Annotated in this window: 14 protein-coding genes; 9 read left to right on the top strand and 5 right to left on the bottom strand. The window is 63.1% G+C overall.

What is annotated here, in order from left to right; all coding sequences use genetic code 11:
• Window positions 1–1,086, bottom strand: coding sequence for a Zn-dependent alcohol dehydrogenase (locus ACVWZA_RS07890; protein WP_457310644.1), 1,086 nt, complete (start codon window positions 1,084–1,086; stop codon window positions 1–3).
• 100 nt (window positions 1,087–1,186) lie between these two features.
• Complete coding sequence (locus ACVWZA_RS07895) at window positions 1,187–2,464, bottom strand: acyl-CoA dehydrogenase family protein (RefSeq protein ID WP_457310645.1); 1,278 nt, start codon at window positions 2,462–2,464, stop codon at window positions 1,187–1,189.
• Between the two features lie 142 nt (window positions 2,465–2,606).
• Between ACVWZA_RS07895 and ACVWZA_RS07900 the strand changes: the two genes are divergently transcribed.
• The 4 genes from ACVWZA_RS07900 (at window position 2,607) to ACVWZA_RS07915 (ending at window position 7,485) form a co-directional block, all read left to right on the top strand.
• Entirely contained in the window at window positions 2,607–3,851 is a 1,245-nt protein-coding gene (locus tag ACVWZA_RS07900; protein WP_457310646.1) for a TetR/AcrR family transcriptional regulator, read from the top strand.
• A 62-nt stretch (window positions 3,852–3,913) separates the two neighbouring features.
• Window positions 3,914–5,098 (top strand): acyl-CoA dehydrogenase, encoded by a 1,185-nt coding sequence (locus tag ACVWZA_RS07905; protein WP_457310647.1) that lies wholly within the window; start codon window positions 3,914–3,916, stop codon window positions 5,096–5,098.
• Between the two features lie 126 nt (window positions 5,099–5,224).
• A complete protein-coding gene (locus tag ACVWZA_RS07910; RefSeq protein ID WP_457310648.1) occupies window positions 5,225–6,370 on the top strand; it encodes a CaiB/BaiF CoA transferase family protein in 1,146 nt (381 codons plus the stop codon).
• Window positions 6,367–7,485, top strand: coding sequence for a CaiB/BaiF CoA transferase family protein (locus ACVWZA_RS07915; protein ID WP_457310649.1), 1,119 nt, complete (start codon window positions 6,367–6,369; stop codon window positions 7,483–7,485). The genes ACVWZA_RS07910 and ACVWZA_RS07915 overlap by 4 nt, the downstream gene beginning before the upstream one ends.
• Here ACVWZA_RS07915 and ACVWZA_RS07920 read toward each other — a convergent pair.
• Window positions 7,482–8,789 carry a sugar MFS transporter gene (locus ACVWZA_RS07920; protein ID WP_457310650.1) on the bottom strand — a complete coding sequence of 436 codons (1,308 nt, stop codon included), beginning with the start codon at window positions 8,787–8,789 and terminating at the stop codon, window positions 7,482–7,484. The genes ACVWZA_RS07915 and ACVWZA_RS07920 overlap by 4 nt on opposite strands.
• Before the next feature lie 137 nt (window positions 8,790–8,926).
• Between ACVWZA_RS07920 and ACVWZA_RS07925 the strand changes: the two genes are divergently transcribed.
• Window positions 8,927–9,685, top strand: a complete 759-nt coding sequence (locus ACVWZA_RS07925) for a class II aldolase/adducin family protein (protein WP_457310868.1) — start codon at window positions 8,927–8,929, stop codon at window positions 9,683–9,685.
• A gap of 32 nt (window positions 9,686–9,717) precedes the next feature.
• Here ACVWZA_RS07925 and ACVWZA_RS07930 read toward each other — a convergent pair whose 3' ends face one another.
• The gene (locus ACVWZA_RS07930; protein ID WP_457310651.1) at window positions 9,718–10,530 is read right to left on the bottom strand and encodes a DODA-type extradiol aromatic ring-opening family dioxygenase; all 813 of its coding nucleotides are present in this window, start codon (window positions 10,528–10,530) and stop codon (window positions 9,718–9,720) included.
• Between the two features lie 92 nt (window positions 10,531–10,622).
• Here ACVWZA_RS07930 and ACVWZA_RS07935 point away from each other — a divergent pair, with 92 nt between their 5' ends.
• The 3 genes from ACVWZA_RS07935 (at window position 10,623) to ACVWZA_RS07945 (ending at window position 13,060) form a co-directional block, all read left to right on the top strand.
• Window positions 10,623–11,162 (top strand): (2Fe-2S)-binding protein, encoded by a 540-nt coding sequence (locus tag ACVWZA_RS07935; RefSeq protein WP_457310652.1) that lies wholly within the window; start codon window positions 10,623–10,625, stop codon window positions 11,160–11,162.
• Between the two features lie 121 nt (window positions 11,163–11,283).
• Window positions 11,284–12,294, top strand: a complete 1,011-nt coding sequence (locus ACVWZA_RS07940) for an RcnB family protein (protein WP_457310653.1) — start codon at window positions 11,284–11,286, stop codon at window positions 12,292–12,294.
• Between the two features lie 85 nt (window positions 12,295–12,379).
• Window positions 12,380–13,060: a prolyl hydroxylase family protein gene (locus ACVWZA_RS07945; protein ID WP_457310654.1), complete on the top strand. Its 681-nt coding sequence runs from the start codon at window positions 12,380–12,382 to the stop codon at window positions 13,058–13,060.
• A 50-nt stretch (window positions 13,061–13,110) separates the two neighbouring features.
• Here ACVWZA_RS07945 and ACVWZA_RS07950 read toward each other — a convergent pair whose 3' ends face one another.
• Window positions 13,111–15,000: a CocE/NonD family hydrolase gene (locus ACVWZA_RS07950; RefSeq protein WP_457310655.1), complete on the bottom strand. Its 1,890-nt coding sequence runs from the start codon at window positions 14,998–15,000 to the stop codon at window positions 13,111–13,113.
• 91 nt (window positions 15,001–15,091) lie between these two features.
• On the opposite strand from ACVWZA_RS07950, the gene ACVWZA_RS07955 reads away from it, so the two are divergent.
• Window positions 15,092–16,114, top strand: a complete 1,023-nt coding sequence (locus ACVWZA_RS07955; RefSeq protein WP_457310656.1) for a M28 family peptidase — start codon at window positions 15,092–15,094, stop codon at window positions 16,112–16,114.
• Window positions 16,115–16,149 lie beyond the last annotated feature (35 nt).

Here is a 16,149-nt window from a genome sequence, read left to right on the forward strand (position 1 = left end):
TCACGCGAACTCGATGACGGAGCGGACGCTATCACCGGTGCGCAGCTTGGCGAACGCTTCGTTGATATCTTCAAGCCTGATCCGTTCCGCGACCATTGAATCGAGGTCGAGCTTGCCGTCGAGATAGAGCTTGACCAGCCGCGGCAGGTCGATCGGGAAGCGCGTCGAGCCAAGCAGCGAGCCTTGCAGCTTCTTGCCGGTCAGGAATGTCGGTCCGGGAATTTTCACTTCGTTGCCGGGCGCGATCATGCCGAGGATCGTGGCGGTGCCGCCGCGCCGCAGGATCGTCCAGGCGAGTTCAGCGGTGTTCGACCGCCCGACCGCCTCGATCGCATAATGCACACCGCCATCAGTGAGGCCGGCGACCTTTTTCGCCACATCGGGATCAGACGCGTCGAGACTGTGCGTCGCGCCCAGCTTCTCGGCCAGCGCACGCTTTTCGGGGACCGGATCGATGGCGATGATCGTGCCCGCACCGGCAATTTTCGCCGCATTGACCGCAGCCAGGCCGATGCCGCCGCAACCGATCACCGCGACGCTTTCGCCGGGGCGCAACTGGCTGTCGTTGAAGATCGATCCCGCACCGGTGATCACCGCACAACCGAGCAAGGCGGCGCGGTCGAGTGGCATGTCCTTCGAGATCGCGACACAGGCATTTTCATGTACCAGCATCATTTCGGCAAAGGCCGACAGGTTGAGGAACGGCGCGAGCGGCGTGCCGTCCTTCAACGTCAGGCGCGACGGCGCGCCCTTTGGCCGCCGCGTCGACGGGTCGACGCACAGCGACGGCCGGCCAGTGACGCACATTTCGCATGCGCCGCAGAACACGGTGAAGAAAGTGATGACATGGTCGCCAACCTTGAGGTGCGCGACATCGCTGCCCACCGCCTCGACCACGCCCGCCGCCTCATGCCCGGGCACGGTCGGCACCGGATGCGGGAAGGCGCCATCGACGAAGTGCAGATCGGACCGGCACACGCCGACCGCCGCGGTGCGGATCAGCACCTCGCGCGGGCCGGGGTCGGACATTTTGATATCTTCGATCCGGAGGTCGGTCCTGGCTTCGAAAAGAACGGCTGCTTTCATTCCTGCTCCTTCGTCGTCCCAGCGCAGGCTGGGATCTTATGCCGCATGGGTGCGCTTCGTTACAATAAGACCCGGCCTGCGCCGGGATGACAGATTTGGCTTAGCGCCGCACCTGCTCCTTCGCCGCGATTGCCTCGGGCAGGTCGGCGTAACGTCCGAACTCGTTGCGCGCGATCGCCCGGTTATGAACCTCGTCGGGACCGTCGGCAAAACGCAAGGTGCGCAATGCCGCCCAATCGTGCGCCAGATGGAAATCACTCGATACGCCGCCACCGCCATGCGCCTGGATCGCATCGTCGAGGATCTTCAGCGCCATCAACGGTGCGGCGACCTTGATCATCGCGATCTCGAGCTGGGCCGACTTGTTGCCCGCGCGATCCATCATGTCGGCCGCCTTCAGGCAGAGCAGGCGTGTCATCTCGATATCGATGCGTGCGCGCGCGATGCGTTCCTCCCACACCGAATGATCGGCGATGCGCTTGCCGAACGCGACGCGGGTCAACAGCCGCTTGGCCATCGCCTCAATGCCGTTCTCGGCGACGCCGATGGTGCGCATGCAATGATGGATGCGGCCCGGCCCGAGCCGCCCCTGCGCGATCTCGAATCCGCGACCTTCGCCGAGCAGCAAATTCTCCACCGGCACACGCACATTTTCGAGCACGACTTCGCCATGCCCGTGGGGCGCATGATCATACCCATAAACCGAAAGCATGCGTTTGATGGTCACGCCAGGCGTGTCCATCGGCACCAGAATCTGGCTCTGCTGGCTGTGCCGCGATCCTTCCGGATTGGTCTTGCCCATGGTGATCGCGATTTTGCAGCGCGGATCACCGACACCGCTCGACCACCATTTGGTGCCGTTGATCACATAATGATCGCCGTCGCGCTCCATCCGCGTTTCAATATTGGTCGCATCGGACGAGGCCACCGCCGGCTCGGTCATCAGAAAGGCGGAGCGGATTTCGCCGTTCATCAGCGGGCGGAGCCACTTCTCCTTCTGCTCCAACGTGCCGTAGCGGTGCAGCACTTCCATGTTGCCGGTGTCGGGCGCGGAGCAGTTGAAGCATTCCGATGCCCAGCCGACCCGGCCCATTTCCTCGGCGCACAATGCATATTCGAGGTTGGTGAGCTGCGTGCCTTCGAATTCGAAACTGTCATCGACATGGGTCTGGCCCGAATGCGGCGGCATGAAGAAATTCCACAGGCCGGCGGCCTTGGTCTTTTCCTTCATCTCCTCGATCACCGGGATCACTTTCCAGCGATCGCCCTCATGGCTTTGCTTGTTGTAATCGTCTTGCCGGGGCCGGATATTCTGATCGATAAAGCTCTTTACGCGGTCCCGAAAATAGGTCTCCCGCTCACTCAATGTGAAATCCATGTGCTTTCTCCTGCGGCTATAAGCCCGGGTTCGTTAGACCGTACCGCGTTTTCGGTAAAGCGTCATAAGCGATGAAATGGCCGGATATTGCGCCATTCGAAAAAACACTGTTTCTTCGAAAAGATACTGATACATATCCGCCATGGGGGAACCGGACACAGCGTATCAGGACGACGAAAGCGGCACGAAGCGTTTCCGCGCGAAGCGCGATGCGATCCTTGCCGCCGCCGCCCAGGCAATCAACGAACAGAGCGCGAAGGGCATGACCTTCGCCGATGTCGCGCGCCGCGTCGGGCTCAACACCACCAGCGTCACTTATTATTTCAAGCGCAAGGACGACCTTGCCACCGCCTGTTTCGAGAACACGCTCGACCGGTTGCAGGAAATGCTCGACCAGGCGATGAAGGAGCCGACGCCGCAGCGCCGCGTCGCCCGCTATCTGTCGATCAACATGCAGCGCCTGAAGCGCATAGAGCAGGGACTGGAAACGCCCTTTGCCGTGCTGTCGGACTTGCGCGCGATGGAAGAACCGATGCGCGGCCAGTTGATGGGAGCGTGGCGCGACGTGTTCCGCAAGACGCGCAGCCTGTGGGGTCCAGGCCGCAGCCGCGCGGAGACCGACCTGTTCGGCGCGCGCGCGCATGTCCTGCTTGAAAATACTTTCTGGTTGCCGGTTTGGCTGGTGCGTTACGAACTCGATCAGTTCGACCGGGTCGAAAAGCGGCTGATGGACGTGTTCGAACACGGCATCGCCGCGACCGGCCAGCAATGGACCCCCGAACTGATCGATCTCGACCATGACGATTCGGAGCCCGGGCGCGAGGCGTTCCTGCTCGCCGCGACGCGGCTAATCAATGAGCTCGGCTATCGGGGGGCCTCGGTTCAGAAGATCGCGTCGGAACTGAATGTCACCAAGGGCAGCTTCTATCATCACCTCGATGCCAAGGACGATCTGGTCATCGCCTGCTACAAGCGCAGCTTCGATACGATCGCCGACGCGCAGCATCTGTCGGACGAGCGTGGCGGGAGCTATTGGCACCGCCTGTCGAGCACCATCGCGACGCTGTGCGACATCCAGTTCTCCGAACCCGGGCCGCTGCTCCGGACCACCGCGTTGCACGGCCTGCCAGCGGGCGTACGGCGCGCGATGGTCGAAAGGTCGAACCGGATCGCGCGGCGTTACGCCGGGACGATGAGCGACGGCATCGCCGAAGGATCGATCCGTGCAATCGACTCACTGATCGCAGCGCAAGCGCTGATGGCGCTGCAGAACGCCGCCTTCGACATGCGCAAATGGGCCGGCACCATGCCGCGCGACCGCGCGGTGGCATTCTATGCCTCGACCCTGGCTTTCGGCCTGTTCGATGATCGGGTGCTGGGTCTTTAACGCCACGGCTGGACAAGCGGGCGGCCTAGCTGGCAACGGCAGATCATATTCTGGAGACTGACATGAGCGGCATGGGCGCATTCGACTGGGCTGACCCCTTCTTCCTCGACGACCAGCTCGAGGAAGACGAGCGGATGATTCGCGACACGGCGCGCGCCTATGCAGAGGAGAAACTCGCCCCGCGCATCATCGACGCGTTCCAGAACGAAGTCACCGATGTCGCGATCTTCCGCGAAATGGGCGAGCTCGGCTTGCTCGGCCCGACCGTGCCCGAACAATATGGCGGCGTTGGCGCTTCCTATGTCGCGTACGGCCTGGTCGCGCGCGAAGTCGAGCGGATCGACTCCGGCTATCGCTCGATGATGAGCGTGCAGTCGAGCCTCGTGATGTATCCGATCTACGCTTATGGATCGGAAGAGCAGAAGCATAAGTATCTGCCGAAACTTGCGAGCGGCGAATGGATCGGCTGTTTCGGCCTGACCGAGCCCGATGCCGGGTCGGACCCGGGCGGGATGCGCACCAAGGCGGAGAAGATCGACGGCGGTTACCGCCTGTCGGGGTCGAAGACCTGGATTTCCAATTCGCCGATCGCCGATGTGTTCATCGTCTGGGCCAAGTCCGACCATCATGGCGGCGGCATTCGCGGCTTCGTCCTGGAAAAGGGCATGAAAGGACTGGAGACTCCAAAGATCGAGGGCAAGCTCAGCTTGCGCGCCTCGATCACCGGCATGATCATGCTGGACGGGGTTGAGGTGAGCGAGGATGCGCTGCTGCCCGATGTGCAGGGCCTGAAGGGTCCGTTCGGCTGCCTTAACCGTGCGCGCTACGGGATCAGCTGGGGCGCACTCGGCGCGGCCGAATTCTGCATGCATGCCGCGCGGCAATACGGCCTCGACCGGCATCAGTTCGGCAAGCCGCTCGCCGCCAACCAGCTTTACCAGAAAAAACTCGCGGATATGCAGACCGAGATCGCGCTTGGCCTGCAGGCATCCTTACGTGTCGGTCGGTTGATGGACGAAGGACGGTTCGCGCCGGAGATGGTCTCGATCGTCAAGCGCAACAATGTCGGGAAGGCGCTCGATATCGCGCGGATGAGCCGCGACATGCATGGCGGCAACGGCATCTCGGGCGAATATCAGGTGATGCGCCATTTGATGAATCTCGAAACCGTCAACACCTATGAGGGCGCGCATGACGTCCATGCCCTGATCCTCGGCCGCGCGATTACGGGTATCGCGGCATTTTAATGCCCCGCACCTGCCCCATAATCGTCACCCCAGCAAAGGCGAGGGTCTCAGGGGGTGGGCGAGCGTTATCCAACCGAGAGAGCCCAGCCTTTGCTGGGGTGACGTGTCGTCGCTGGAATAACACCTGTGGGTGAACCGCCCCTTGCCGGCCTGAAGGTCGTGGAACTCGCACGGATCCTCGCCGGGCCATGGGCCGGCCAGACCCTTGCCGATCTTGGCGCCGAGGTGATCAAGGTCGAAAGCCCCGAGGGCGACGACACGCGCACCTGGGGGCCGCCCTTCATCACCAATCCGGACGGCACCAAAGACGCCGGCTATTTCCACGCAACCAATCGCGGCAAGAAATCGGTGGTGGTGGATTTCCGTGACCCAGAGGGCCAGGCACAGGTCCGTGCACTGGTCGCCGTAGCCGATGTGCTGATCGAGAATTTCAAGGTCGGCGCACTGGCCAAATATGGCCTGGATTATACCAGCCTGAGCGCGCTCAACCCGCGGCTCGTCTATTGCTCGATCACCGGTTTCGGCCAGACCGGCCCCTATGCGCATCGCCCCGGATACGACTTCATCATCCAGGGCATGGGCGGTATCATGGACCTGACCGGCGAGCCCGACGGCGCACCACAAAAGACCGGCGTAGCCTTTGCCGACCTGTTCACCGGTCTCTATTCGGTGATCGCGATCCAGGCGGCGCTCGCCGCGCGTGACAAGACCGGGCGTGGACAGCAGATCGACATGTCGTTGCTCGACACGATGACCGGCGTGCTCGCCAACCAGGCGATGAACTATTTCGTCAGCGGCCAGACTCCGGCGCGGGTCGGCAACGCGCATATGAACGTGTCGCCTTATGCCGTTTTCCCGACACGTGACGGCTGGTTCATCCTGGCGGTCGGCAATGACGGCCAGTTCCAGCGTTTCTGCGCGGCGCTCGGGCTGACGGAAATGGCGGCCGATCCGCGATATGCGAGCAACGCCGGACGACTGGAGCATAAGCCGGCCTTGTTCGCGGCGATCGGCGAGGCGACCTCCAGGCTCGACCGCGATCCGCTGCTCGCGACGCTGGAGGCGGTGGGCGTACCCGCCGGACCGATCAATACCGTCGCCCAGGCATTCACCGATCCGCAGGTCGTGCACCGCGGCATGGCGCTGACGCTTGACCGCAACGGCCAGGCGCTTCCCGGGCTGCGTACACCGATCACTTTCTCCGACTCGAGCCTCACGCTCGATCGCGCCGCGCCGATGCTTGGGGCCGACAACCCGAAGACGGAGCAATGAGCCCACCGCTTCACGGCATCCGTATCGTCGAGATCGCCAGTATCGGTCCGGGCCCGTTCTGCGGTATGATGCTCGCCGATCACGGTGCTGAGGTGATCCGCATCGCCCGCCCCGGCGGCGCTGGCGGCGTCACCATCGAAGCGACCGATCCGCTGCTCCGCTCACGCCACACGATCACCCTCGACCTCAAGAATCCAGCAGCGATCGCCGCCGTGCGCAAGATCGCCGCCACCGCCGATGGACTGATCGAGGGCTTCCGGCCCGGCGTTATGGAACGGCTCGGCCTTGGCCCCGACATATTGATCGGCGACAATCCGAAGCTCGTCTATGGCCGCATGACCGGCTGGGGACAGACCGGGCCGCTCGCCCAGGCGCCCGGCCACGACATCAATTATATCGCGCTGTCGGGTGCGCTGCATGCTTATGGCCCGGCTGGCGGCAAGCCGGCCTTCCCGATCAACATGGTCGGTGATTTCGGTGGCGGCGGGATGATGCTCGCATTCGGCATGCTCAGCGCCATCCTCGGCGTCAAGGCGACCGGTCGAGGCCAGGTCGTCGATTGTGCGATGACCGAAGGGTCGGCAGTGCTGATGAGCATGATCTGGGGCTTTCGCGGCACCGGCCGCTGGAGCGATGCACGCGGCACCAACCTGCTCGATGGCGGTGCGCATTTCTACGACACTTATGAGACCGCCGACGGGAAATGGGTCTCTATCGGGGCGATCGAGCCGCAATTCTACGCCGCGCTCCGCCAGGTCATGGCGCTGGACGACGACGCATGGGCCGCACAGTTCGACCCACGCCAATGGCCGGTGCTCAAAGCGCGCCTGACCGACATGTTCAAGACGCGCACGCGCGACGAATGGTGCGCGGCGTTCGAGGGCCATGAAGTATGCTTCGCGCCGGTGCTCGGTTTCGACGAAACGATCGCCGATCCGCACAATGTCGCGCGCGGCGCGTTCGTCGATGTGGGCGGGATCGTCCAGCCCGCCCCTGCCCCGCGTTATTCGGTCAGCGAAACGGTTAAGCCCGCGCTGTCCGATGGGTCGGGCAGCGCGGCGATCCTCGCCGAATGCGGCTTTACGCCGGACGAGATCGCCGCGCTGACCGCTTAGCTTGCGGCGATCTCCGGCGCCGGGCGGCGCGCATAGATGCCATAGGCGAGGATGACGCCGTAACAGAGCGCCGGCAGCAGCATCGCGAACTGCAACGTCGAATGATCGGCGATCAGACCGGTCAGCGGCGGGATGATCGCACCGCCGACGATCGCCATCGCGATAATGCCCGATCCTTCCGCCGCGCGCCGGCCCAGGCCTTCGCTGGCCAGGCTGAAGATCGTCGGGAACATGATCGAGTTCATCAGGCCGATCGCGAGCAGTGCCCAACCCGACACCGCGCCAATTGTGTTGGCCGAGATCAACAGCAGCACGATCGATCCGGCAGCGACCGTTGCCAGTATCTTGCCCGGCGATACCACGCGAAGCAGATAGGCACCGATAAAGCGACCGAGCATCGCGCCGCCCCAGTAAAAGGGCACATGCTTGCCTGCGCTTTCCGCGCCCAGGCCCATGACCTCGGGCTGCATCAAATAATTGACGATCAGCGACCCGATCGCGACCTCCGCACCGACATAGAGGAAGATGCACAAAGCACCGATGCCGAAGCGCGGCCGTTCGAGCAAGCCGAACGCCTTGAGCACGCTGCCGCTGTCATCGACCACATTGCCGAGCCGGTTGCGGCGCGTCCACACGACTGCGGCGACGATCACCAGCGCGACGGCGAGCGCGAGATAGGTGCGTACCACGACCTGCGTTTCGGCCGTGCGATAGGCATCGAGCGCCGCACCGGTCAAAGTCGACACATCGACCGTGGCGAGCGAACCCAGGATCAGGATCGAACCGACATAGGGAAAGATCGTTGTACCGAACGAATTGAAAGCTTGCGCGAACGTCAGCCGGCTGTGCGCCGTGCGCGGATTGCCCAGCAGTGAGATCAGCGGATTTGATACGACCTGGACCGTGGTAATTCCCGCCGCGAGCACGAACAGCGCGAGCAGGAATACGCCGAAGGTGCCGGATTGCGATGCCGGCACAAACAATAGGCAGCCAGCGGTCATGGTCAGCAAACCGATCGACGCGGCGCGCAGGTATCCCGCCTTGCGTACGATGGCGGCAGCCGGGATCGAGAAGATAAAATAGGCGGCGAAAAATGCCGATTGGACCAGGAGCGCCTGCGCATAGCTGAGCGTGAAGAGATCTTTCAGCTTGGGAATGATCACGTCGTTGAGTGAGGTGATGCCGCCGAAGATGAAGAACAGCGCAAAGACAAACACCTGCAGATCGGGCGCATCGACGCCCTTGGTCGCGGTTTCATCGACCGGCAGCAGACCTGGTGCGGTGGTGGTTGGATCGACGTGCATTGGCGCTCCCTCTCGTCCGGCCTTTACGGCACCGGTGACTCGCGGCGCACCTTGGCGCATTGCTGCCCGGTCTGGCAATCGGTCTCGACGCATGCGATATCAAAATGCAGAAGATCAAGGCGACCGAGGAGAGTGTCATGGCCACCGCAGCGCTACGCAACAGCCAGATGAGCGAAGCCGAATGGGAAGCGCGGCAGGAGCTTGCCGCCTGTTACCGCGTGTTCGACATGCTCGGCTGGTCGGAAATGATCTACAATCACATCACTGTGAAGCTGGATGAGGAAGGCGCCTTTCTGATCAATCCGTTCGGGCTGCATTTCAGCGAGGTCACCGCATCGAGCCTGGTCAAGATCGACATCGACGGCAACAAGCTCGACGACAATCCCTATCCAGTGAACCGCGCCGGTTTCGTGCAGCATGCGCTGTTCCACCGTCACTTGCCCGACGCGCATTGCATCATGCACACGCACACCACGGCGGGCATGGCGGTGAGTTCGGTCAAGGGCGGGCTTCAACCGACCAATTTCTACGCCTGCAATTTCATCGGCCAGATCGCCTATCATGATTTCGAGGGCGTCACCGTCCGCGACGAAGAGGGCGAGCGGCTGCTCGATCATCTCGGCAACAAGCGCGTCATGTTGCTCAAGAATCACGGCATCCTAGTGATGGGCAAGACCCTGCCCGAGGCGTTCGTCAAGCATTGGGCACTGCAGCGCGCGTGCGAGATCCAGGTTGCGACGCTCGGCATGGGCGAGCCCCTGATCGTCCCGCCCGAGGTGATCGCGGTGCATCAGCGCGACCTTTATATGGCGCAAGTGCCCGGCGGCGCGGGCGCGGCTGACTTCGCGGCGATGGTGCGCAAGGTCGACAAAATCGACACCAGCTGGCGGAATTAACTTACTCCTCCCCGGCACGGGGAGGATCAAGGTCACCCGAACCTGTATCCCGACACGGCCCAACCCATCACGTGATCGCGATAGTCGCAGACGACCGGATCATCGCCGCCGGCGCCAAGCGCGACCATCAGCGGTAGCAGATGCTCGGCTTCAGGATGCGCGAACCTGGCATGGGGTAGTTCCACCCATCGCGAAACGCGCTCCGCCCGCGCCGACGGATCGGGATCAGTCACCGCTGCGGTCAGCGCCGCGTCCCATTCGTCCGCGGCCGCAGTCACCTGCGCCCCGCGTGCGCGCAAATTGTGGAAGCTCATGCCGGAGCCGATAATCAGCACGCCCTCGTCACGCAGCGGTGCCAATGCCCGCCCGATCGCGATATGCGCGGCGGGATCGAGATCCTTGCGCAACGACATCTGCGCCAGCGGAATGTCCGCGCCGGGCACCGCGACCATCATCGGAATGAACACGCCATGATCCCAGCCGCGCGATGCTTCCTCGCGCACCGCAAACCCCGCTTCCGCAACCAGCGCCGCTGCGTGACGCGCCACATCCGGTGCGCCGCGGGCTGGCCATTGCAGCTTATAGGTGTGTTCGGGGAAGCCGAAATAATCGTACATCAAAGGCTGGCCGTCGCCGACATGCACCGTGACGGCATCTTCCTCCCAATGACCGGACACCATCAGGATCGCCTTGGGGCGCTCCGGCAGCGAATCGATCAGACCGGCGAGATAGGCTTGCATCGGCCGCCACATCGGGTCGGGCGGACCGCCAGCCGGATCCATGAAGAAGCAGGGGCCTCCGCCATGCGGAATGAACAAGGCCGGCAATGTGGTATGTCGGGTCATGGCAGGAATATCGGCGAGGTCCATCGACCCGACAATGCCACGATCCGAAACGCGGCGTTTCGCAAATCTCGCAGCGGCGCTAGAGTGGGCGCATGACCCGCTTCACCGTCAATAATCAACCAATCCAGTACAAGATGGATCCGGCGACGCCGCTGCTCTGGGCGCTGCGCGATGCGTCAAACCTGACCGGGACGAAATATGGCTGCGGCAACGGCCAGTGTGGCGCGTGCACGGTCGATATCGATGGTCAAGCGGTCAAATCCTGCCAGACGACGATCGGCTCGATCGAGGGCAGCATCGTCACCACGATAGAGGGCCTGTCGCGCGAGCGCGACCATCCGGCGCAGCTGGCCTTCATCGCCGACAATGTACCGCAATGCGGGTTCTGCATTCCCGGCATGATCATGGCAGTCTCGGTGCTGCTGAAGAAGAACGGCAACCCGAGCGAGGAGGATATCCGCGAGGGGATCACCAATCTGTGCCGTTGCGGCGTCTATCCCCGGCTGATCGAGGCGGTGCTGCGCGCCGCGCGAGTACAGCGCGGCGATGAGCAGATCGATGCGGGTATGGCGCCGGGGATCGATCCCCGCGATGCCGCCCGGGTCGTTCCGGCCCTTGTGCCGACGCCATAAGCCCAGGTTTGATTCCTTTCGCGATGCTGTCATCGCAATTCAGAAACGGCTCATCGACAATAGTGCAAAGCCTGTCCGTCGACCGGGCCTTTCTGTGTGCCGGCGCTTTGGAGGGTTCGTAATGCGTGTTTCGATATTGGCGGCCTTGTTGGCCGCGACAGCACTGATCCCGGCGGTGGCATCGGCCGAGAATGTTAATAGTGACCGCGGCGATCGAGGTGGAGCTTTCCGCCAGGGTCGCGGCGACGGTGGCCAGCCCAGTGCGCCGCGCGAGGAGCAGCGCCGCGAAAACCCGCGGCCCGCACCCGAGGCTCAGCCGCAACAGCCGCGTCCGCAGTCGGTCGAGGGCCGCAGTCAGGGCCGTGGCAATTGGGGCCGCGGCAATTGGGAAGGCCGACCGGAGGTCCGTCAACCCGAGGTGCAACAGCCGCAAGTGCAACCGAACCGCGGTGGCTTCGGCCAAGGCGGTGTTCGCGGTCAAGACGGGCGCGGCCAAGACTGGCGCGGTCAGGGCGGGCGCGGTCCGGACGTGAGCCGCGAACGGCCCGACCTGCGTGTCGATGGTCGCGTTGGTCGCCCCGATGTACGCGGCGACGGTCGCGGTGATCGCCCGGACGTGCGCGGCGACGGTCGCGGTGGCAATGACGGCAACTGGCGCGGCAATCGTGGCGGCCATGATGGTCGCGGCGACAATGACGGTCGTAACGGCAACTGGCGTGGCGATCGCGGCGGTAGCGATGCCCGGAACGGCCATGGCAATTGGCGCGACAATCGCGGCGGCTATAACGGCCGGGGTGGCCGCGACTATAACGACCGCCGCGCGTGGAATCGCGATTGGCGCCGGGACGGCCGCTACAACTGGAACGATCGCCGCGCGCGCGACCGCAACTCCTATCACCTGCCGCGTTATTATGCGCCCCATGGCTGGAACTCCGGTTATCGCCGCTTCTCGATCGGGTTCACGCTGAGCTCGATCCTGTTCAACCAGAATTACTGGCTGGACGATGCGAGCTATTACGGCCTGCCGGACGCATATGGCGAGTATCGCTGGGTGCGCTATTACAACGACGCGCTGCTGGTCGATATCTATACCGGCGAAGTGATCGACACGGTGTACGATATCTTCTGGTAAATCTAACTCGTTTCGTCGGGGCAGACCCGTCGGAGAAATCCGGCGGGTCTTGCCTTTTCGGCGAGGGTCGGCAAATTGCCCCGCCGTGAGTATATTCAGCAAGAAAACCGCCCTGACCTCGCCGGTGCGCCAGCTCGCCGGGACCACCGTCGCTCGCCGGCTTGACGCCAATCCGGCCGTGAAGCACGCAAATATCGACACCGCGCAAATCTATTATCACACCGATTTCCTCAACCCCCTGCAGTGCGGCAAGCTGGTCAAGCTGATCGACACCAATCGCCGCCCATCGACTCTGTTGTCGGACCGCGCGGATGACGGTTTTCGCACCAGCGAGAGTTGCGACATGGATCGCTGGTCGCCCGATGTTCGCCCGACCGACGAGGCGATCGCCAGTCTGCTTGGCATCGACCCGAGCCATGGCGAGACGATGCAGGGCCAGCGTTATGCACCCGGCCAGCAGTTCCGCGCGCATCACGATTATTTCCACCACAGCGAAAGCTATTGGCAGGCGATGCAGTCGAGCGGCGGACAGCGCACCTGGACAGCGATGATCTACCTCAACGATGTCGAGGAAGGTGGCGCGACGTGGTTCCCGCAGGCCGGTATCCGCGTCGCGCCGAAGCGCGGGCTGCTGCTCGCCTGGAATAACATGGCCCCTGATGGCAGCCCCAACGACAAGACTCTGCACGAAGGCATGCCGGTGGTGCGCGGGACCAAGTACATCGTCACGAAATGGTTCCGCGAAGGTGCGTGGCTGAAGGGTTAGCCCCGACCCGCAAGCCAATCCCTCCCCGCAAGGAAGGGCAATGATGACCGTCAATCGACCACCGGCAGCCACACCGCGCTCGCCTGACCGGGCGCATGGACAACCGTCTGGGTCGCGGGCTTATAGTCGCCCGGCTTGGCCCAGAAGATGTTGGGCACATAAGTCTGCGGGTTGCGGTCGTAGAGCGGGAACAGGCTCGACTGGACCTGCACCATGATGCGGTGCCCCTTCTTGAACACATGGTTCACGTTGGGCAGGCCGAACTTGTAATTCTCGACCTTGCCCGGCGTCAGCGCGGCGGGAGTCGCGAAACCATGGACATAGCGCCCGCGATAAATCTCGATCCCGATCGGCAGTTCGAACCCGGCCATTTTGGGCTGGCTGGTCAGTTCCTGCGGATAGACGTCGATCAGCTTGACCACCCAATCGCTGTCGCTGCCCGAAGTCGCAGCGAACAGGTCGACCATCGGCTGACCAGCGATATGCACATCCTTGTCGAGCGCGGTGGTGGTGTATTCGAGCACATCGGTGCGGCCCGCGACGAAGCGCTGGTCCTTGACCAGCCAGGTGCGCCATGCGTCGTCCTTGTTGGGTAGCACGGGGCGCGGCAGATAGGGCACAGGGCGGGCGGGATCGGAAACATAATCGTCACCGCCGGCCGTCGCCGGTTTATCCCAGGACAGGCCAAAGCTGCCCTGCAGATAGAGCGGAGTCGCCTTGCCGGCCGGCCAGGCGGCGCGTGCCTCCCATTTGTCGATGCCGGTGGCATAGGTCAGCGACGATGGCGTCTTTACCGCAGGCGCTCCGTCCTTGAGATAGCGGTCGAGGAACGGCTTCATGGTATCGCGGCGGAACTGCAGGCCGGTGTCGCCGGCAAAATCGATATCGCCAAGCTTCGACCCGTCGTAATTGACGCCCGAATGCCGCCATGGGCCGATCACCAAGGTGACCATGTCGTTCTTGTTGTCCTGCGGCTCGAGCGCCTTGTAGACCGCCGGCGCGCCGTAGCTGTCCTCCTGATCCCATTGCCCGACGACGAGCATGGTCGGCACGGTCAGCTTGCGCCTGGCGAGCAGCTTGTCGACCGCCTGGTCCTGCCAATATTGGTCATAGGCGGGATGCTCCATCAGCTTTTTCGAATAAGGCAGCGTGTCGAGGCCGTAAGCCTTGGCAAAATCACCGGCCGAGCCCGCATTCAGGAACACATCATATTCGTCGCCAGCACCGTACGGCACGGCGCCGCCGCCCTTCTTCGCGGTCTGGCCGAGGATATAGGCGAAATTGGGCATGCGGAACGCGCCGTTGTGGAACCAGTCGTCGCCGATCCAGCCATCGACCATCGGGCTTTGCGGCACCGCAGCCTTCAGCGCCGGGTGCGGGTTGATCAGCGCCATCAGCGACGTGAAACCGAGATAGGAGGAGCCGGTGATGCCGACCTTACCGTTCGATTCGGGTACGTTCTTCACCAGCCAGTCGATCGTGTCATAGGCGTCGGTCGAATGGTCGATCCTGGTGTCGTTGAGCGGCCCCGACAGCGGGCGGGTCATGACGTAATCGCCCTCCGACCCGTCAAGCCCGCGCACGTCCTGATAGACGCGGATATAGTTGTCATCGACGAACTCGGCGTCGGAGATCGGCAATATCTCCTCGATCTTCTGGCTCCGGTTTCGCATCGTCGCCTTGCCGGCATTATAGGGCGTACGGCTGAGCAGGATCGGGCCGCCTTTGGTGCCCTTGCGCATGACGATGACGGTGAACAGCTTCACCCCGTCACGCATCGGAATCATCACTTCCTTGCGCACATAATCGGCCTGTTCGCGGATCGGGTCATAGGCGGCGACCCTGTCCGGCGTCATCGGCGCGGTTTGGCTATATCCAACAGCGGACAAGGAAGTTGCGGCGAGCAAGGCGACGACCGTCAGCGGCTTAAAGATGCGCATGATGAGGGACTTTCAGAGGGGAGGAATGACTGGAGATAATCACGAATTACGGGCAGACGAAAGGCTTCGCCGGTCGGAAAGGCAATGGGCATTGTTTCTGGAGTGGATCGGCAATCTCAGCGAGCGTGGAGTCAAGATACTGGCACTGTGCCTCGTCGTCGCGATGTTCTCCACCCCGGTTCTTGCGATGAAGTGGATGACCGCGGTTCCCGGCCGATCTTATGCTGGTCCGCTGCCACCCCTTAATGCTGAGGAAAGCGCGATGGCGGTGCGCCTGAAGGGCGATATCGAAGCGATCGCCAGCACCCCGCACAATATCGAACATCCCGAAGAACTCGAACAATTCGCCGCCCATATCGAGGGCGTTCTGGCGGCACTGGGATACAAGATCCGACGCCAGCGCTTTGCCGCCGACGGTCAGGTCGTGCGCAACATCGAGGTGGTGATCGATCCGGCAAGCCGCGATGCCGGGACGATCGTGATCGGCGCGCATTACGACAGCGCCGGCATGGCGCCGGGCGCGAACGACAATGGATCGGGCACGGCGGGCGTGATCGAACTGGCGCGACGCCTGGCCGATTTGCGCGGCAAGGCGCGCCACCGCCTCAGGCTGGTGCTGTTCGTCAATGAGGAGCCGCCCTATTTCAAGACGCCGCTGATGGGCAGCCTGGTCTATGCCAAACGCCTGAAGCAATCGGGCGAGCGTGTGATCGGCATGATGTCGCTGGAGACGATGGGTTTCTACAGCGACCGCGAACATAGCCAGCATTACCCTTTCCCGCTCGACACGCTCTATCCGAGCAAAGGCGATTTCGTCGCCTTTGTCGGCACGACATCGTCGAGGTCTTTCCTGCGCAAGACGGTCGGGTCGTTCCGCGACAGCGCGAAATTCCCGAGCGTCGGCGGTACCGCGCCAGCCTTCATCCAGGGGATCGACTGGTCGGATCACTGGTCGTTCGGCCAGGTCGGCATCCCGGCGCTGATGGTCACCGACACAGCGCCGTTCCGCTACCCGCATTACCACAGCCCTGCCGACGCGCCCGACAAGGTCGATTACCAGCGGCTTGCGCGCGTCGTATCCGGGTTGGAGCGCGTGATCCGGGGTTGGCGCTAGAGTAGACGTCGAAGAACGCGCCGTGCCACGGCCGC

The sequence above is a fragment of the Sphingomonas sp. UYAg733 genome (assembly GCF_054057355.1).